13 protein-coding genes are annotated in these 17899 nt (G+C 43.7%); 10 read left to right on the forward strand and 3 right to left on the reverse strand.

Going from position 1 to position 17899, the window contains the following annotated elements:
* Positions 1 to 132 precede the first annotated feature (132 nt).
* Both G327_RS0110120 and hemL read right to left on the reverse strand, forming a co-directional pair.
* Entirely contained in the window at positions 133 to 1521 is a 1389-nt protein-coding gene (locus tag G327_RS0110120; protein WP_019614657.1) for an SLC13 family permease, read from the reverse strand.
* A gap of 448 nt (positions 1522 to 1969) precedes the next feature.
* Positions 1970 to 3247: a glutamate-1-semialdehyde 2,1-aminomutase gene (hemL, locus tag G327_RS0110125; protein WP_019614658.1), complete on the reverse strand. Its 1278-nt coding sequence runs from the start codon at positions 3245 to 3247 to the stop codon at positions 1970 to 1972.
* Between the two features lie 207 nt (positions 3248 to 3454).
* Here hemL and clcA point away from each other — a divergent pair, with 207 nt between their 5' ends.
* The 6 genes from clcA (at position 3455) to G327_RS0110155 (ending at position 11412) form a co-directional block, all read left to right on the forward strand.
* On the forward strand, positions 3455 to 4867 hold the full coding sequence (clcA, locus tag G327_RS0110130; protein WP_019614659.1) for a H(+)/Cl(-) exchange transporter ClcA: 1413 nt from the start codon (positions 3455 to 3457) through the stop codon (positions 4865 to 4867).
* A 104-nt stretch (positions 4868 to 4971) separates the two neighbouring features.
* A complete protein-coding gene (locus G327_RS0110135) occupies positions 4972 to 5703 on the forward strand; it encodes a DUF6776 family protein (protein ID WP_019614660.1) in 732 nt (243 codons plus the stop codon).
* A 100-nt stretch (positions 5704 to 5803) separates the two neighbouring features.
* Positions 5804 to 6154 carry an iron-sulfur cluster insertion protein ErpA gene (gene erpA, locus G327_RS0110140; RefSeq protein ID WP_019614661.1) on the forward strand — a complete coding sequence of 117 codons (351 nt, stop codon included), beginning with the start codon at positions 5804 to 5806 and terminating at the stop codon, positions 6152 to 6154.
* A gap of 165 nt (positions 6155 to 6319) precedes the next feature.
* Positions 6320 to 7399, forward strand: coding sequence for an efflux RND transporter periplasmic adaptor subunit (locus G327_RS0110145; RefSeq protein WP_019614662.1), 1080 nt, complete (start codon positions 6320 to 6322; stop codon positions 7397 to 7399).
* Positions 7400 to 7460: 61 nt separating this feature from the next.
* The gene (locus G327_RS24430; RefSeq protein WP_019614663.1) at positions 7461 to 10607 is read left to right on the forward strand and encodes an efflux RND transporter permease subunit; all 3147 of its coding nucleotides are present in this window, start codon (positions 7461 to 7463) and stop codon (positions 10605 to 10607) included.
* 181 nt (positions 10608 to 10788) lie between these two features.
* Entirely contained in the window at positions 10789 to 11412 is a 624-nt protein-coding gene (locus G327_RS0110155; RefSeq protein ID WP_026339295.1) for a trimeric intracellular cation channel family protein, read from the forward strand.
* Positions 11413 to 11586: 174 nt separating this feature from the next.
* On the opposite strand, the gene G327_RS0110160 is transcribed toward G327_RS0110155, so the two are convergent.
* Positions 11587 to 11979, reverse strand: a complete 393-nt coding sequence (locus tag G327_RS0110160; RefSeq protein WP_019614665.1) for a rhodanese-like domain-containing protein — start codon at positions 11977 to 11979, stop codon at positions 11587 to 11589.
* Positions 11980 to 12197: 218 nt separating this feature from the next.
* Here G327_RS0110160 and glgX point away from each other — a divergent pair, with 218 nt between their 5' ends.
* The 4 genes from glgX to G327_RS0110185 all read left to right on the forward strand — a co-directional run bounded on the left by glgX (position 12198) and on the right by G327_RS0110185 (position 17836).
* On the forward strand, positions 12198 to 14249 hold the full coding sequence (gene glgX, locus G327_RS0110165) for a glycogen debranching protein GlgX (RefSeq protein WP_019614666.1): 2052 nt from the start codon (positions 12198 to 12200) through the stop codon (positions 14247 to 14249).
* A gap of 55 nt (positions 14250 to 14304) precedes the next feature.
* Positions 14305 to 15639 carry an amino-acid N-acetyltransferase gene (gene argA, locus G327_RS0110170; protein WP_019614667.1) on the forward strand — a complete coding sequence of 445 codons (1335 nt, stop codon included), beginning with the start codon at positions 14305 to 14307 and terminating at the stop codon, positions 15637 to 15639.
* 39 nt (positions 15640 to 15678) lie between these two features.
* Positions 15679 to 16659: a TAXI family TRAP transporter solute-binding subunit gene (locus G327_RS0110175; protein ID WP_019614668.1), complete on the forward strand. Its 981-nt coding sequence runs from the start codon at positions 15679 to 15681 to the stop codon at positions 16657 to 16659.
* A gap of 214 nt (positions 16660 to 16873) precedes the next feature.
* Positions 16874 to 17836 carry a TAXI family TRAP transporter solute-binding subunit gene (locus G327_RS0110185; protein ID WP_019614669.1) on the forward strand — a complete coding sequence of 321 codons (963 nt, stop codon included), beginning with the start codon at positions 16874 to 16876 and terminating at the stop codon, positions 17834 to 17836.
* Positions 17837 to 17899: the final 63 nt, after the last annotated feature.

The following is a 17899-nucleotide window of genomic DNA, read 5'->3' on the forward strand; positions in this document are numbered from 1 at the left end:
GGGTTACGAAAAATTGCGAAATCAATTTTGAGGGGGATACAGCCGGAATATGCTGAAATCTTTATATTCCGACTGTTTTATCAAAATCTCAGCATTTTCGGCGTGCGGCTGAGTCGTCTGAAGAAGCTGTATTTAGGCCCAGAATAACCAGGAAAACAGAGTTAACACTGCAATACAGGAAAGATTCAGGTATATACCTATGCGCATCATCTCTGACTGTTTTATATGACCGCTGGCAAAGACAATCGCATTCGGCGGCGTCGCAACGGGCAGCATAAAGGCGCATGATGCACTGATACCGATAACAACGGATAAAACAATCGGCGAGACACCGAGTACTTCAGCCACACTGGCAAATACAGGAATAAGCAGAGCCGCACTTGCTGTATTACTGGCAAATTCAGTTAAAAACACCACAAAAGCAACCACAGCCAGAATAGTCAGCAGTATGCCGACATGTGATAAAACTATGCTGAGACTTTCAGCCAGGAAGATACTGGTACCTGTTACTTTTAAAATATTACTTAAACAGATGCCGCCGCCGAACAGCAGCAGCACACCCCAGTCAGTGGTTTTTTCAATATCTTTCCAGTGTACGACTCGAGCAAAGCTCACCAGCACAATCGCCAGCAGAGCCACTAACGTATCAAACTTGGCTAATCCGCCGAGCATTTTATTAATCGGTACACTGAATATCCATAAAAATACAGTTAATGCGAAAATAGCCAGTGTGACAACTTTACCCTTATCCCATTTAATCGGCTCATGGGTTAATTCAAAGACTTCATTTAGGTTTGGTTTTAATAACAGGTAAAGTATGCCGACAGCCATCGGCAGTAGTATTAAAGTAACCGGTACACCGAAAGCCATCCATTCGGTAAAGCTTAAGTTTGATTCCGCGGCTGCAATTGCATTCGGCGGACTGCCGACGATAGTTGCGATACCGCCGATACTGGCGCAGTAGGCGATGCCTAATAATACAAATACATAGGTATTGTGACCGGTTTTGGCGTTGACCTTGCTTAAAATCCCCAGGATCAGCGGCAGCATCATTGCGGTTGTTGCCGTATTACTGATCCACATGGAAAGGCCGGCCGTCACGCCGAACAGCATAAATACCGCCGCACTCATCCGTCCCTTGGCTAATACCAGCACCTGGTCGGCTATTACCTTATCCAGCTCCTGGCGGTGCAGAGCCGCCGCCAGTGCAAAACCGCCTAAAAATAAAAATATAATCGGGTTAGAAAAGCTGGAAAGGGCCGCCTGGGTATCAAAGACGCCGGATACAACGGCTAGGATGGGAATAAAAAGAGCAGTAATGCTGACGTGCATCGCTTCTGTCAGCCATAAGATGGCAATGAATAAAAGTATACACAGGCCCATCACCACGTCTTTTTCAAAAGGTAAATAACGATATAAAAGAGCAAATAAAATAATATCGAAGAGAATGATAATGCTGTTTCTATTAACCAGCCATTCGGTTGTATTGGTAGGTAGAGGTGCGGTTTTATTCAGGGGCATAGTTAACTCCGTTAGAGAGAAAAATAATACTGTTTCTTTTAATTAGGTTTTTACTTCTTAATAGCAGGCTGTATTAATTGAAATAGAATCTTGCAGCTGCTTCGGCGAATTCCTTTCCGCGTAAAGGCTTTTCATTGCCTGCCTATGTGTCTTTACTAATTGAGATGTAAAGGGTTATCGACTGTTCTTAATACAGCATAGTTGCATATAATGTTGTCAAAAAGTCAAATGCTTGTTAAAAATGATAGATAGATCTCAATGGAAGATAAAAACCAAGATCAGGAGCGATTTGAATTAAAAGGAAGAGGCTGAGTATTCGTTTTTTTATTGATGTGAATCCAAAACAACGGTTATCGGGGGGGATAGGGAGACTGATGTTAGAGCGCCGGCATAAAAAACCACTGCGTCGGAAATATATCTGCAGCAGTGGTTGTATAATGCTTAGATTTTACAGAGCTGCAAATGCTTTTTTAGCCGCCGTCAGTGTATCTTCAATATCCTGATCAGTATGAGCTAATGATAAAAAACCAGCTTCAAACGCAGACGGTGCAAGATAAATACCCTGGTTTAACATTAAGTGGAAGAATTTTTTGAATTTATCTACATCACAGGCACAGACTTGTGCAAAGTTAGTAACCTGACTTTCTTCAGTAAAGAAGAAGCCGAACATGCCGCCCGCATAGTTAACTGTTAATGCGACGCCTTCTTCTTCTGCTGCTTTTTTCAGACCAAGTGCAAGTTTTTCAGTTTTCTGTGCAAGTAAAGCATATTCTGGTGTATCCAGAGCAGTTAAGGCTGCTAAACCAGCATACATTGCAATCGGGTTACCTGAAAGAGTACCGGCCTGATAAACCGGGCCTGTTGGTGCTATATGCCGCATTACTTGTGCAGATCCGCCGAAAGCCCCGACCGGCATACCGCCGCCGATCACTTTGCCGAGCGTGGTCAGATCCGGTTTTACATCATAATAGGCTTGTGCACCGCCGAGTGCGACACGGAAGCCGGTCATTACTTCATCTAAAATCAGCAATGAAGCGTGATCATCACAAATCTGTCGTAACCCTTGTAAAAAACCTGGTGCTGGTGGAATGCAGTTCATATTACCGGCAACGGGTTCAACAATAATGCAGGCAATCTGGTCTTTATATTCAGCAAAAAGCTTTTCTACCGATTCAAGATCATTGTAATCTGCTGTTAAGGTATGTTTTGCAAAGTCGGCAGGGATACCGGGAGAGCTTGGCTGGCCTAAGGTTAATGCGCCTGAACCTGCTTTTACCAGCAGCGAGTCTGCATGACCGTGGTAACAGCCTTCAAATTTTAATATTTTGTCACGGTTAGTGTAACCGCGTGCAAGGCGAATAGCACTCATGGTGGCTTCTGTACCTGAGCTGACCATGCGCAGCTGCTCCATTGACGGAACTAGGCTTTTTACTTTCTCAGCCATCACAATTTCAATTTCAGTGGGCGCGCCGAAACTTAAACCATTTTCAGCAGCCGCTATTACAGCCGCTTTAATATCCGGATGATTATGACCAAGAATCATTGGTCCCCAGGAACCGACATAATCGATATACTGCTTCTTATCAGCATCATAAATATAAGCGTCCTGCGCTCTTTCAATAAACAGCGGACCGCCGCCGACACCGTTAAACGCACGAACGGGAGAGTTAACACCACCGGGAATGATTGCTTGTGCTTGAGCGAATAGCTCGTTAGATCTGCTCATGGAAGTCCTATTAATTAACAGTTTGAGGTAAAAAGCTAATATAACAGACTCTATTGTCTGAGAAACATTGCTAATTATATTTTTTATCAATGTTTTTTGAACTGTATCATGTTAATTTGACTTGTAGTTTTTGTATAATCATGGTTTTTTGTTGCCTACTGACAAACTGCCTCCCTCTGACTGACATTAAAAGTTGTTTTTATTTGTATGAATAGAAGTATCCCTATATTTTTTCTGAGTAATTTTAAACGTTTTATCGACCGTTTTTTTACCCGTAAGAGCAGTGCGCTGCTTATCTGGTTATCAGTATTTATCGGTATCTTAGCCGGGATAATGTCGGCACTGTTTGATCATGGTATTGTCTGGGTCAGCGAAATTCGCCTGGAGTTTATCAGCAGCTACAGTGATTCGCAGCTTCCCCTGTGGTTGATTGCAGTTCCTGTTTCATCGCTGATGGCAGGACTGGCTTTTTATATTACTCATAAATTTGCACCTGAAGCCGGCGGCAGCGGTATCCCTGAAATTGAAGGGGCGATGGAGGGCATGCGTCCGGTACGCTGGAAGCGGGTGATCCCGGTTAAATTCTTTGGTGGTCTGTTAGCCCTCGGCAGCGGTATGGCGCTCGGAAGAGAAGGGCCGTCGGTGCAGTTAGGGGCGAATGTCGGGCGTATGATTTCTGATATTTTTAAAGTAGACAAAGTTGACAGTCAGGCTTTATTAGCTGCCGGCGCTGCTGGTGGTCTGGCGGCTGCTTTTAATGCGCCGCTGGCTGGCATTATGTTTGTTATAGAAGAGATGCGTTCACAGTTTAACTACAGCTTAACGTCGACTAAAAGCGTGTTTATGAGTGCCGTGATGGCAACCATAGTGATGCGTCTGATTACTGATCAGGATGCTGTGGTTAAAGTTACCTATTACTCACACCCGGATTTATTATCCTTATGGCTATATCTGCTGCTGGGGTTCTGCTTCGGGGTGATCGGTATTTTATTTAATAAAATGATCCTGGCTACCCAGGATATGTTTTTACTTGTCCACAAAAACCAGCGCTGGCGTTTTGTTGCTATCGGTTTGTTTTTGGGGGCCGCTTTTGGTGCTTTATCTGTGATTGAACCTGATCTGGCTTTCAGCGGTCTTTCACTTATTCCTAACGTTGAAGGCGGGCACTACCTTGCCGGCGGCTTACTGGTTATCTTCCTGTTTCGAATCCTGACCACACTGCTGAGTTTCGGCTCCGGTGCTCCCGGCGGCGTATTTGCACCCACTTTGGCTTTGGGAACATTATTCGGCATGTTGTTTGGTCTGGCCGCTCATGCGCTGTTTCCTGAGATTGTCACGGAAGCAGGCACCTTTGCTATTGCCGGTATGGGCGGGTTATTTGCCGCCACGGTGCGTGCGCCGATCACCGGGATCCTGCTGGTTATTGAGATGACCAGTAATTATGAAATGATTCTGCCGTTAATTGTAACCTGTTTAGGTGCGACTATGGTTGCTCAGTCTCTTGGTGGACGTCCGATATATACGCAGTTATTAGAGCGGACAATGAGGCTGTCGATGCGTCAGAAACGTCAGGAACAAACGCGTAAAGCGATGTTCCGTATGTCACAGAAAGATAAATAGTAAGCTCGTACAGCGAGCCGCAGAAAGGCAGACTGCAAACCGGCAGAACGATGTACGGTATACTGTAGAAAGATAAATAGTATTTTCATTGCTTAAGGTGTTTAATGAAGCGCTTAAAAAATAGTTTTATAAAATGGCTGGTTGTTTCCATGCTGTGTTTACTACTGGGTTTTTTACTGGGTAAGTTTAAGCAGGATATTCTCCGTGATACTTTAACGGATGCGCAGACAGAACTGCACAGTATGCAGCTTGAAAAAGTAGAACAAGTTAAACAGGTCGCACATTTACAAGCACTGCGCCTGACTGATCAGCAGACTATTACTTATTTAGATCTGGAAAATAAAAAACTTAATGAAGCATTAAATGCAGCTTCAAATAAATTATATTTTTATGAACGGGTACTTGCTCCTGAGCTGGAAAAGTCGGGAGTAAAGGTTTATTCATTTACGCTTACAGAAAGTTTTGAAGCTGGACGCTGGGACTACGAACTGGTATTAATGCAGGCGCAGAAAGAACGACGTTTTTTAAAAGGTCAGCTGGAGATCTCTTTTTCTGTTTCAGATCAGCAAAAACTTAAGCGTATTTCGTTAAAAGAACTCAGTGACAATAGTCCATCTGGTTTTAAGTTTAAGTATTTTCAGACAATAAAGGGCAGATTCACACTGCCTGCGGATATAACGGTTGATGAAGTTATCGTCAATCTTAAGGTTAAAGGTGATCGCTGGTATAAAGCACAGCAGTTAGAACAACGTTATGACTGGCGGGCATTAACAGAAAAAAATACTGACGACTTAACTGAGTTTGACATGCCTGTATCTGATGCTGAAAATAATTAGTTACAACAGCACATATTTTGAGAATGATTTATCTAATACTTGAACTAATTAGTCAGGTATTGGATAATATTACACTGTTCATATATTTTTAGAGGTTACCATGACATCCGAAGTCGAAATGGCATTGCCAATTTATTTTAGCGACACCGCTGCAGATAAAGTAAAAGGGCTGATAGCCGAAGAAGAAAACCCAGCCTTAAAATTACGAGTTTACGTAACCGGCGGTGGTTGTTCTGGATTCCAGTACGGTTTCACTTTTGATGAAAAGGTTAATGAAGGTGATACCCTGATCGAAAACAGTGGTGTGACTTTATTAGTTGACTCAATGAGTCTGCAGTATCTAATCGGCGGTACCGTGGATTATGTTGACGGTCTGGAAGGATCGCGTTTTTTTGTTAATAATCCTAATGCGACAGCAACCTGCGGCTGTGGTTCATCATTTTCTATCTAACTGCCGTCCTTAATTTTGTGAAGTTTTGTTATTAGATCGAACTTCACAAAATTCTTTTCGTAAAAACCCCACCCAAATAACACTTACTATCATTTTAATTCGCATCGAACTTACTTTCTTATAAAATAAGATATTATTTATTTTATCATTTGTTGAGGTCTGTTCATGCCTGCTCGTATCTCCAACTATTTTATTTTACGTCCTTACTGGATCGCTATTTTCATCAGTCTGCTGCTGATATTGTGGATGCTTTCCTCTCCGAAAGCTGTGACGCTGCAGGAAGAATCTGCTTCCGTAAAAGAACAGATCCTGCCTAAGGTGCAGACTACCCGTTTTATACCAGAAAAAATGACTAAATCTTTAACCTTGTATGGTAAAAGCGAAGCTAACAGTCGTGCAGTTATCCGCGCCGAAGTTGCCGGTAAAATCGCTGCAGTCACCACTAAAAAAGGCCTGCGGGTGAAAACGCATCAGGCTTTACTTAATATTGAAAAAAATGAATTACCATTTCGCCTGGCGCAGGCGCAGGCATTATTAGATGAGCGTTTATTAAATTATAAAGCGGTTAAATCGTTAAATGATAAAGGCCTGCAGGGAAGGGCGCGCTTAGCAGAAATGAATAGTCTGTTACTGGCTGCCCGAACCGATGTAGAACAGCTTCAGTTGAAGCTGGCGCGTACAAATATTACTGCGCCGTTTTCCGGGATTTTACAGGAACAGTTTGCTGAACAAGGTGATTATGTGCAGATCGGTGATCCTGTTTTCAGTCTGGAAAATATTGATCCTATTGTTATTCGTGGTGATGCTACCGAGCATTACGTTAGCCAGCTTACTCTCGGGCAAAGCATTTCGGCAACGCTGCTGTCCGGCGAAGTGATCTCTGGGAAAATAACTTACATTGCATCGATGGCTGACAGTCAAAGCAGTACTTTTCGCATTGAAGCTGAGTTTGCAAACCCGGAACTTAAAATTTTCTCCGGTATCAGCGCAAAATTATCAATTCCGCTTTATCCTGTTGAAGCAATTTATATCTCACCGTCAGCATTAGCAATGGACAATCAAGGGAATCTGGGAGTCAAGTTAGTTGAACAGGGCAGAGTTGTCTTTAAAGCAATAAAGCTTGTTGAAGCTGATAATAACGGCGCCTGGTTATCTGGATTTACAGGGGAGGTCGATATTATTACCCTCGGACAGGGATTTGTTAAACCTGGTGATTCTGTACAAGCAGTCGCTGCGGAGAAATAATCATGATAATGGTTGTTCAAACGGGTCCGTTCCGTACAAAATATTACAGTGGAGAATCGTTATGAGGACGATTATTGAAGGCTCATTAACGCGCAAACGTGCGGTACTCATGCTGCTGATCTTTTTATTAACGGCCGGACTGGCCGCTTATATCAATATTCCTAAAGAAGCGGATCCGGATGTTCCCATTCCGGTTATTTATGTTTCCGTCAGCCATGAAGGTATTTCACCTGAAGATGCTGAGCGTTTATTACTTCGTCCGCTGGAGCAGAAACTGCGCGGTCTTGAAGGTATTAAAGAGATGAAATCAACCGCCAGTTCCGGGCATGCGTCGGTTGTTATTGAGTTTTATATTGATATTGATATAAAAAATGCCCTGATAGATGTACGTGAGCAGGTAAATCAGGCTAAAGGCGAGCTGCCGCAGGAGAGTGATGATCCGATTGTTAAACAGGTCACCCTGGCCAGCGAAAACCCTGCCGTTACTATTTTACTGTCGGGCAGTGCACCGGAGCGCGCTTTGATTACTCTTGCCCGGAGCATGCAGGATAAACTTGAAGGTTTGGCGGAGGTTTTAGAGGTCAATATCGGCGGCGACCGTGAAGATATGGTAGAGATTTTAGTTGATCCGCTGTTGATGGAAAGTTATCAGCTCAATATGACTGATATTTATAATCTTATTTCGCGTAATAACCGTCTTGTTGCCGCCGGGACTATGGATACCGGCAAAGGACGTTTTCCTATTAAGGTACCTTCGGTATTTTCAAGTGTGAAAGATGTGATGTCTATGCCGATTAAAGTCTCGGGCGATAAAGTGATCACTTTTGCTGATGTGGCAAAAATCCGCCGTACTTTCAAAGATCCATCTAGTTTTGTGCGGGTAAACGGTCTGCCGACAGTTTCATTAGAAGTGGTTAAACGCCCGGGTGAGAATATCATCCATACGGTGGACAAGGTGAAGGCTCTGATCGCCGAAAATCAGGAATTCTGGCCTAATAATATCCAGGTCAGTTATGCCGGAGACAGTTCTAAAGATGTAAAAACCATGCTTAATGACCTGCAGAACAATGTGTTAAGTGCTGTTCTGTTAGTGGTGATTGTGATTATTGCTATTTTAGGCATGCGCAGTGCCGCCTTAGTCGGAATCGCAATACCCGGCTCTTTTTTAACCGGTATTCTGGTGTTATGGATATTCGGCATAACGGTCAACATCGTGGTTTTATTTGCTTTGATTATGGCTGTCGGTATGTTAGTTGACGGTGCTATTGTGGTGACTGAGTTTGCTGACCGGGAAATGAGCGCAGGCGTAAAACGGCATAAGGCGTATTTAGATGCGGCAAAACGTATGGCGTGGCCGATTATTGCCTCTACGGCAACGACGCTGGCCGCCTTTGCACCATTATTATTCTGGCCGGGCATTACCGGTGAATTTATGAAATACCTGCCGCTGACCTTGATTGCGACTTTAACAGCATCTCTACTGATGGCGCTGGTTTTTATTCCGGTATTAGGCAGTGTTTTTGGTAAACCTCGAGCATTGAGTAAAAAAGAAAAAAATAACGCGGTGGCTGCTGAAAAGGGGGACTTATTAACTCTGACCGGGTTTAGCGGTTTATATGTAAAAACCCTTAACAGTGCCCTTAAAAGCCCATGGTTAGTTTTGCTGATAGCTTCTTTGATTGCCGTTTCAGGTGTGACGCTGTTTAGTAAATCTAACTTAGGTGTGGAGTTTTTTCCCGAAGTTGAACCGACTGGTATCAATGTTAAAGTGCGTTCTTACGGCGATTTTTCTGTTTATGAACAGGACGATATTATGTCCTCCATTGAACAGAAAATATTACCGCTAAGTGAAGAAATAGATACCCTGTATGTGAAAACGGGAGACTCGTCCGGCGAGATAGTCGGCAGTATGCGTATTAATTTACGAGACTGGCAGGATAGGCGCAGTGCCGATCAGATTATTGCCGACATTCAGGCGCGTACCGAAAATATGCCCGGCGTAGAGGTTGAACTGAAAAAAGATCAAGCCGGTCCGCCGACAGGTAAAGCGCTGCAGATTGAAATTGGCTCGCGCTATCCAGAACTGCTTCAGGCGGCTGCAGACAAGCTGCATCACGCTCTGCAGCAGAAACCTTATTTTATAAATATTGAAGATGACGGAGCAAAGCCGGGCGTAGAATGGCAGTTTAAAATTAACCGCGCTGATGCTGCGCGTTACGGCGCAGATGCAACTCTGTTAGGCAGCAGCGTGCAGTTTTTGACTAATGGACTGATGTTAGGTACTTATCGTCCCGATGATGTTGATGATGAATTAGATATTCGAGTTCGTTATCCGGAAAGTGAGCGTAGTTTAAGTAAACTGGCAGAACTGCGCTTACAGACACCTGCCGGTCAGGTGCCGGTCAGTAATTTTGTTGAATTATCAGCATCTCCGAAAAAGGCGACCATTAAAAAAGTAGACGGGCGCATTGTTATGACGGTTAGTGCGGATCTGGCTCCAGAGTATAACTTAAGCAAGATCCTGCCTGAGCTTGAAAAAGAGTTTCCGGATTTAGGTTTAGATCCTCGGGTTAGTTTAAATATAAGAGGGCAGAATGAAGATGAGCAGGAAGCCGCCGCCTTCTTAAAAAAAGCATTTGTAGTGGCGTTAGCTGTCATGGCGTTGATTCTGGTACTGCAGTTTAACTCTTTTTATCAGTCATTCCTGATTTTAAGCGCGGTTATTTTTTCAACTGCCGGTGTTTTTATCGGACTGTTTTTAACACAAAGTGCTTTTGGCATTGTGATGTCCGGTATTGGGGTTATCACCCTTGCCGGCATAGTGGTTAATAACAATATCGTCTTAATTGATACTTATAATGTATTAAAAGGCAAAGGCACAAATACTAAAGATGCGATATTAAGAACCGGGGCACAGCGTATTCGTCCGGTACTAATGACCACAGTCACAACCATTCTAGGATTAATGCCGATGGTATTAAAAGTTAACCTGGATTTCTTTGCTCGCACCGTTGAGTTCGGCGCGCCGTCGACGCAATGGTGGGCACAGCTTGCTACTGCCGTTGCTGGTGGGTTAACATTTGCGACCCTGCTGACCCTGATTTTAACACCTTGTCTGTTAATGATCGGGGCCAATACAAATGTCTGGTTTCGTGCGATGCGAAGACGAAGAACTGTTAATAGAATTGCCCGGCTAAACGGAGTCTAAATAAATACAAGCATCTGGTTTCGTACGCTGCCAAGGTGCTGGAATGTAGAGAAAGTCATGCTGTGAAGTTGATACTGATAAACCCGGCTGACAGAGGCCGGGCCGCTTGAATCTGATCATTATTTCCGGCACTCTACTGTACTATTTTTTCTTCAATGTAGTGAGCTGGTGAATATTAATGCTGAATAAATTTATCTATATTTCCGATATGATCGGTACTATTTCATGTGCAGTATCAGGCGTGTTAGTGGCCACTCGCTTACGTATGGATCCTTTTGGCATACTTGTACTTGCCGGGGTAACCGCTATCGGCGGCGGAAGTGTTCGCGACATGTTGATGGGGGCTACACCGGTTTTCTGGATTGTAGACAATAACTATATCTATGTCATTTTAATTACCGCATTACTGGCGGTTTTATGGCAGCACCGAATTCATCGTTTTCCCCCTTTTTTATTACCGGTTTTTGATGCATTTGGTTTAGCTGTGTTTACTGTTGTCGGGGCAGAAAAAGCACTCGGTCTCGGCTTCTCCTGGCCGGTTGTTATTGTTATGGGCTGCATTACCGGTGTTGTCGGCGGTATGATTCGAGATATATTAGGCGGACGGATCCCTTTTGTACTGCAGAAAGAAATTTATGCAACGGCTTCAATTTTAGGGGCGGTTTTATATGTAGTCTGCGATTATCTACAGGCCGATACCATTACGGCAATGAGTTTAGCGATACTGGGGACTTTATCACTGCGCCTTTCCGCAATGTACTGGCATCTGTCTCTGCCGGTATTCACTCCAGACAGAAATACATAAAGGCAGATATTAAACTCACAGCGCCTGTTTTCATAAAGCAATGCACTGGTATTTGCCTCGGTTGGTTTCACTTCGTACAGAAAAGCTCACCACGTTTCTTATCTATATATGGGCTGCACTGGTACCTGTTTCAGATGCGGCCGCACATATCGGGATGAACAAGTCTAAAGATCGTTATTGGGCAATGCTGATCAGCGGGTAGTTTAGTTTCTGCCACAACAGTATATGACCGTTTAAATCACTCAAATGTTTAAATCCTTTATTTTTTAGAACCTCTGCTGCTACCTGTGCCCGTCTTCCGGATCGGCAGTAAATAACTATTTCCTGCTCTTTATAGCTTTTTAGTTTTTTTATTTGATTAACCAGCTGATCATAGGGAATATTCACTGCTCCCTGGATATGACCTTGTGCAAATTCATTTTCCGTACGCACATCAAGAAGAATAGGCGCCTGCTGCTTATTTATCTGTTCGAGCAGTGTGTCGGGCTCAACCTGGATTACTTTTGACTGTACAAACAGACTGCACAGCAATAAAGGAATAATTTTAATTGTGTCGCTAAGTCTCATGATGCCCCTCATTTAAATAATAATTAAAAAATGTTAGCTGTATTTGCTGTTAATTATGATCTGACGCCCTAATATCCGGGCAAATTTATTAAATAGTAATAGGCTTATAGCTGTATCTAAATTTATGCGCAATATTAGCTGCTGTGTTTCATAAATTATATGTTAACGGCTCTGTTGTATGAGCAGGGCCCGATTATCACGAATATTCGGAGTAAATTATGTTTTCTACTTCACACGGACGTCCTGATAAATTAGGTGTAACCTATACTGAACAGGGGGCAAATTTTTGTATTTATGCCCGACTCGCCGAATCAATTGAGCTTCTCTTCTTTGATCATAAAGATGCCTTGAAGCCCAGTTATACTTTTAAGCTTTCAGATGTTGATAACCGCACTGCGTATTACTGGCATATTTTTATTAGTGATGTAAAACCTGGTCAACTCTATGGTTTTCGGGTGAACGGTCCGTATCGTCCACATTTGGGCTCAAAATTTGCGCCCGAGAAAGTATTACTGGATCCCTATGGCTTATTAGTTGAGCGAGGTGATAACTTTTCCCGCAGTGCCGCCATCGGAAGCGGCTCAAATGTTGATAAGTGTTTAAAAAGTGTTGTTGTGGATATTGATGATTATGACTGGCAGGACGATATTCACCCTCGTCACGCTTTTGCGACGAGTGTTATCTATGAAATGCATGTCGGCGGTTTTACCCGCCATGAAAGTTCCGGCCTTGCTGAAAATAAACGTGGTACCTATGCCGCGATTATAGAAAAAATACCTTACCTGAAAGAACTTGGTGTTACTGCGGTTGAATTAATGCCGGTGCATCAGTTTGATCCCAGTGAGCATCATGCCGGACTGGTTAATTACTGGGGCTACAGTCCGTTGTCATTTTTCTCTGTGCATAGGGAGTACAGTTCGGATAAATCTGTGCTCGGCCCGGTGAATGAATTTCGTGATATGGTCAAAGCCCTGCATAAAGCCGATATTGAAGTGATTTTAGATGTGGTTTACAACCATACAGCAGAAGGCGGGGAAGGGGGGCCGAGCTTTTCACATCGCGGTTTTGACAGCAGTGTTTATTATATTTTATCGCAAGATAAGCAGCATTATATGAATTTCAGCGGCTGCGGAAATACCCTTAATGGAACGCATTCGGTGGTCAGACGCATGATTATTGACAGCCTGCACTTTTGGGTGGAAAAAATGCATGTCGACGGTTTCCGTTTCGATTTAGCATCAATTTTATCCCGCGATGAGCTGGGTAAACCTATGATAAGCCCGCCGACATTGTGGAGTATCGATACCGATCCGACCCTTTCGCCGGTTAAACTGATTGCTGAAGCATGGGATGCCGGCGGTTTGTACCAGGTGGGCAGTTTAGCCGGGCAGCGCTGGCGGGAGTGGAACGGACATTTTCGTGATGATGTCAGACGTTTTGTGCGCGGCGATAAAGGTATGGTCAGTAAATTTGTTTCCCGTTTGATCGGCAGCCCGGATATTTATGGCGAGCATAACTATGAACCGGAAAAGTCGGTCAACTTTATTACCTGCCATGATGGTTTTACCCTTAATGACTTAGTAAGTTACAACAACAAGCACAATCTGGCTAATGGTGAAGATAACCGTGACGGCTGCGATCATAATTTCAGTTGGAATCATGGTATTGAAGGGCCGACGGATGATCCGGAAATAATACGCTTACGCCTGCAGCAGATGAAGAATATGCTCGCAATTACTTTGATGTCATTAGGTACGCCGATGATTTTAATGGGGGACGAAGTCGGACATTCGCAGAAAGGTAATAACAATGGTTACTGCCAGGATAATCCGGAGTTTTGGTTTGACTGGCAGAAAGTTGAACAAAATCAGGAACTGTTTCGTTTTACTAAGGCATTAATAGAGCAGCGGACCCTTAAGGCGAAAAATACCAATACGGTTTATCGATATTCTCTGCATGATATTGTGCAGCAGTCGGAACTGCGCTGGCATGGTCTGGTTGTTAATCAGCCGGACTGGAGTGAGGGATCTCATGCGATTGCCATGGAAAGCCGTCATCCGCATTCACCGGGTGTGACCTATGTGGTTTTTAATGCCTACTGGAAACCTTTAACTTTTAACCTGCCCAAATCACCAAGCGGCAAGTGGCTGCGTATTGTTGATACCTCTTTGACTGACGGACTGGATATTCATATAGAGGGAGATAAGGAGACGTGGTTCTATAGTGAATACATTGTGCAGCCCCGCTCTGTGGTTATTTTGGTTGGATAAGTGACAACTTATTGATAAAGTAAAACAAAGAGGTATGTCTGATACAGGAAAATAAATGCAAGTTGTCAAAGATTCTACGCAGTTAGTTAACTGGTTCCGCAGTTCGGCACCTTATATCAATGCTCACCGCCATAAGACATTTGTATTAATGGTCGGCGGTGAGGCCTTAGAAACCGATAATTTTCAGCATATCATTAACGATATTGCGCTCCTAAACAGTTTAGGCGTGAAGCTTGTTCTGGTGCACGGCGTACGTCCGCAAATTCAGAAACAGCTGGACAGGCATGGGCACAGCAGCCAGTTTCACCATGATCTGCGTATTACCGATGATCAGAGTCTAATGCTGATTAAACAGGCGGTCGGTGCAGTACAGATTGAACTGCAAGCCCGCTTATCGATGGGTTTGGCGAATTCGCCGATGCAGGGAGCCAGTATCCGTACGGTTATCAGTAATGTGGTCACAGCCCAGCCGATCGGTGTCAAAGACGGTATTGATTACTGTCACGCGGGTAAAGTTAGAAAAATTGACGTGGAAGGTATTAAGACTCAGCTAGAGTCCGGAGCCATTCCGGTTATTTCTCCGCTTGGCTTTTCTGTGACGGGTGAGGTTTTTAACTTGTTAGCCGAAGAAGTAGCGACGCAGGTCGCTATTGGTTTAAACGCCGATAAATTAATTGGTTTCTGTTCCAATACCGGGGTATTAGATGCTCAGGGCAAGGTGATTTCTGAGCTTTTACCGGAACAGGCGCAGTATCATATTGATAAGCTGGAAGCAGAGGACGCAGAAGCATCCGGAACACTGCGCTTTTTACGTGCAGCAGTTGCCGCCTGTAAAGCTGATGTTACCCGCTGTCATCTGATTAGTTATTATCAGGAAGGTGCGCTGCTTAAAGAGTTGTTTACCCGCGACGGGGTCGGCTCGCAGATTGTTAAAGAAAGTTATGAGCGTATTCGAACCGCAACTATTGATGATATCGGCGGTTTGTTAGAGCTTATTGAGCCGCTTGAAAAGCAGGGCATCTTAGTTAAACGCTCGCGTGAACTGTTAGAAAATGAGATTGAGCATTTTCAGATTGTTGAACGTGACGGTATGGTCATCGGCTGTGCCGCATTATATCCTTTCAAAGATGAAAAAATGGGTGAACTAGCATGTTTAGTCAGCCATCCTAAGTACCGGCGCAGTGCAAGAGCTGACAATTTAGTTGAGCATGTCGAGCGTAAAGCCAGGGAACTTGGCTTAGATGCGGTGTTTGTTTTAACTACGCAGAGTATTCACTGGTTTAGAGAACGCGGCTTTGATTTTGTTGATATGAATGATCTGCCGACAGCTAAAAAAGAGATGTACAACCTTAAGCGTAATTCGAAAGTACTGCTGCGTAAAATTCGTTGAATTGTGATTATCACCAGACTAATGAAGGAACATATGATCATGCTGCTGTTGAGAAAGTTATTTAGAACAGTAAGTTTAAGCTGCTTTTTATTTGCTTTATCGCTGCCTTATGCGCAGGCCGATACACAATATGTGACTATTGGTACCGGCAGCATAACCGGCGTTTATTATCCGACCGGCGGGGCGGTCTGCCACTTAATTAATCAGATCCAAAGTGCTGAAAAAATTCATTGTGAAATAAAAAGTACCCCCGGCTCTATTTACAATTTAGCCGGGATTCGTTCGGGAGAACTGGATCTGGGGGTTGTTCAGTCTGACTGGCAGTATCATGCTTACAGCGGTACCAGTAGATATGCTGAGCAGGGAGCATTTGACACATTACGCTCATTGTTTTCAGTACATGCAGAGCCTTTTACGGTATTAGCCAGAGCTGATGCAAAGATTAATAACTTTGAAGATTTAATTGGAAAACGTGTCAATATCGGCTCGCCTCGTTCCGGACAGCGGGCGACAATGGATATGCTTCTGGATCTTTACGGCTGGAAACTGCAGGATTTTGCTGCTGTTTCTGAACTGAACCCCAGTGAGCAGGCTAAGGCTTTATGCGATGATAAAGTCGATGCGATTATTTATGTTGTTGGTCATCCTAACAGCTCGATCAAAGAAGCTTCGGGTGCCTGTCAGACTAAACTGGTAAATGTCTCCGGAGATAAAATTTCCTCTTTGATAAATACCAAGAGCTATTATCGTAATGCAGTCATTCCTGGCGGGATGTACCGGGGCAGTGATCAGAATACTATTACTTTTGGTGTAGGAGCGACTATTGTTGCTACGACAGACCTGCCTGAAGAGACTGCTTATAACCTGGTCAAAGCTGTCTTTGAAAATCATGCTTTGTTTGTGCAGCTTCACCCTGCTTTTCGGGACCTAAATAAAAAAGGTATGGTTAGTGATTCCTTAACCGCTCCCCTGCATCCCGGCGCTGTTCGGTATTATAAAGAAGCCGGATTAATGAAGTAAATCTACTTCTTAAAATGAATAATCACCTGCATTTTATAGGTGATTATCTGCCCTTAATTAAACTGCCGCGATCCCAGTTTCAGGCAAAGAAACTTGCCTAGAGCCGATAAAATCGCCATACTGCGCGATTACTTTTGACCATATACACATATAGTCAACTAAAAATGTAGGGATCCACGTTGTATAAGTGGCTTGTTTATAAAAGGGAATAATGATGAATAAGATCTTTAAAAGCTCACTCCTGGGCGCACTAGTTTTATCGACTACGATAGCAACTGCTGCAGAGCAAAAATTTGTGACAATTGGTACTGGCGGACAAACCGGTGTGTATTACGTTGTCGGCCAGTCGATTTGTAAACTGGTTAACCGCGGTATTAAAGATCACAATATCAAATGTAACGCACCTTCTACAGGCGGCTCGGTTGCTAACATTAACGCAATCGGTGCTGGCGAGCAGGATATGGGTGTTGCCCAGTCTGACTGGCAGTTCCATGCCTACAACGGTACAAGCAAATTTGAAGGGAAAGGTAATAAAGAACTGCGCGCGTTATTCTCAGTTCACCCAGAACCGTTCACTTTAGTTGTACGTGCTGACTCAGGCATCAACAGTTTTGATGACTTAAAAAACAAACGTGTTAATGTTGGTAACCCTGGTTCAGGCACACGCGGTACAATGGAAGTTGTAATGGCTGCCAAGAAGTTAGCAATGAAAGACTTCAGCCTTAAATCTGAATTAAAAGCCGCTGAAATGTCGGCCGCATTATGTGATAACAACTTAGATGCAATTACCTATACAGCTGGTCACCCGTCTGGTGCCATTAAAGAAGCAAGTGTATCCTGTGACTCTAAAATTGCCCCGGTTACCGGCCCTGAAGTTGATAAACTGATTGCTGATTTCCCTTTTTATGCGCCGGCAGTTATTCCGGGCGGCATGTACAAAGGGACAGATCAGGATGTTAAAACTTTTGGTGTAGCAGCGACATTTGTCAGCTCAACGAACACTGATGATGAAACTGTTTATCAGGTTGTTAAAGCGGTATTTGATAATTTCAAACGTTTCAAAAAATTACACCCTGCATTTGCTCACTTGACTGAGAAAGAGATGATCAGCAACGCATTATCTGCGCCGCTGCATGACGGTGCAGTGAAATATTATAAAGAACGCGGCTGGATGTAATTCTTCCTCAAATTTATCTGTCTGACCTAGTTCAGACGTAGTAATAACAAAGGCAGCTGATGA

This window comes from Psychromonas ossibalaenae ATCC BAA-1528, from assembly GCF_000381745.1.
In the GTDB taxonomy this organism is placed as follows: Bacteria; Pseudomonadota; Gammaproteobacteria; order Enterobacterales; family Psychromonadaceae; genus Psychromonas; species Psychromonas ossibalaenae.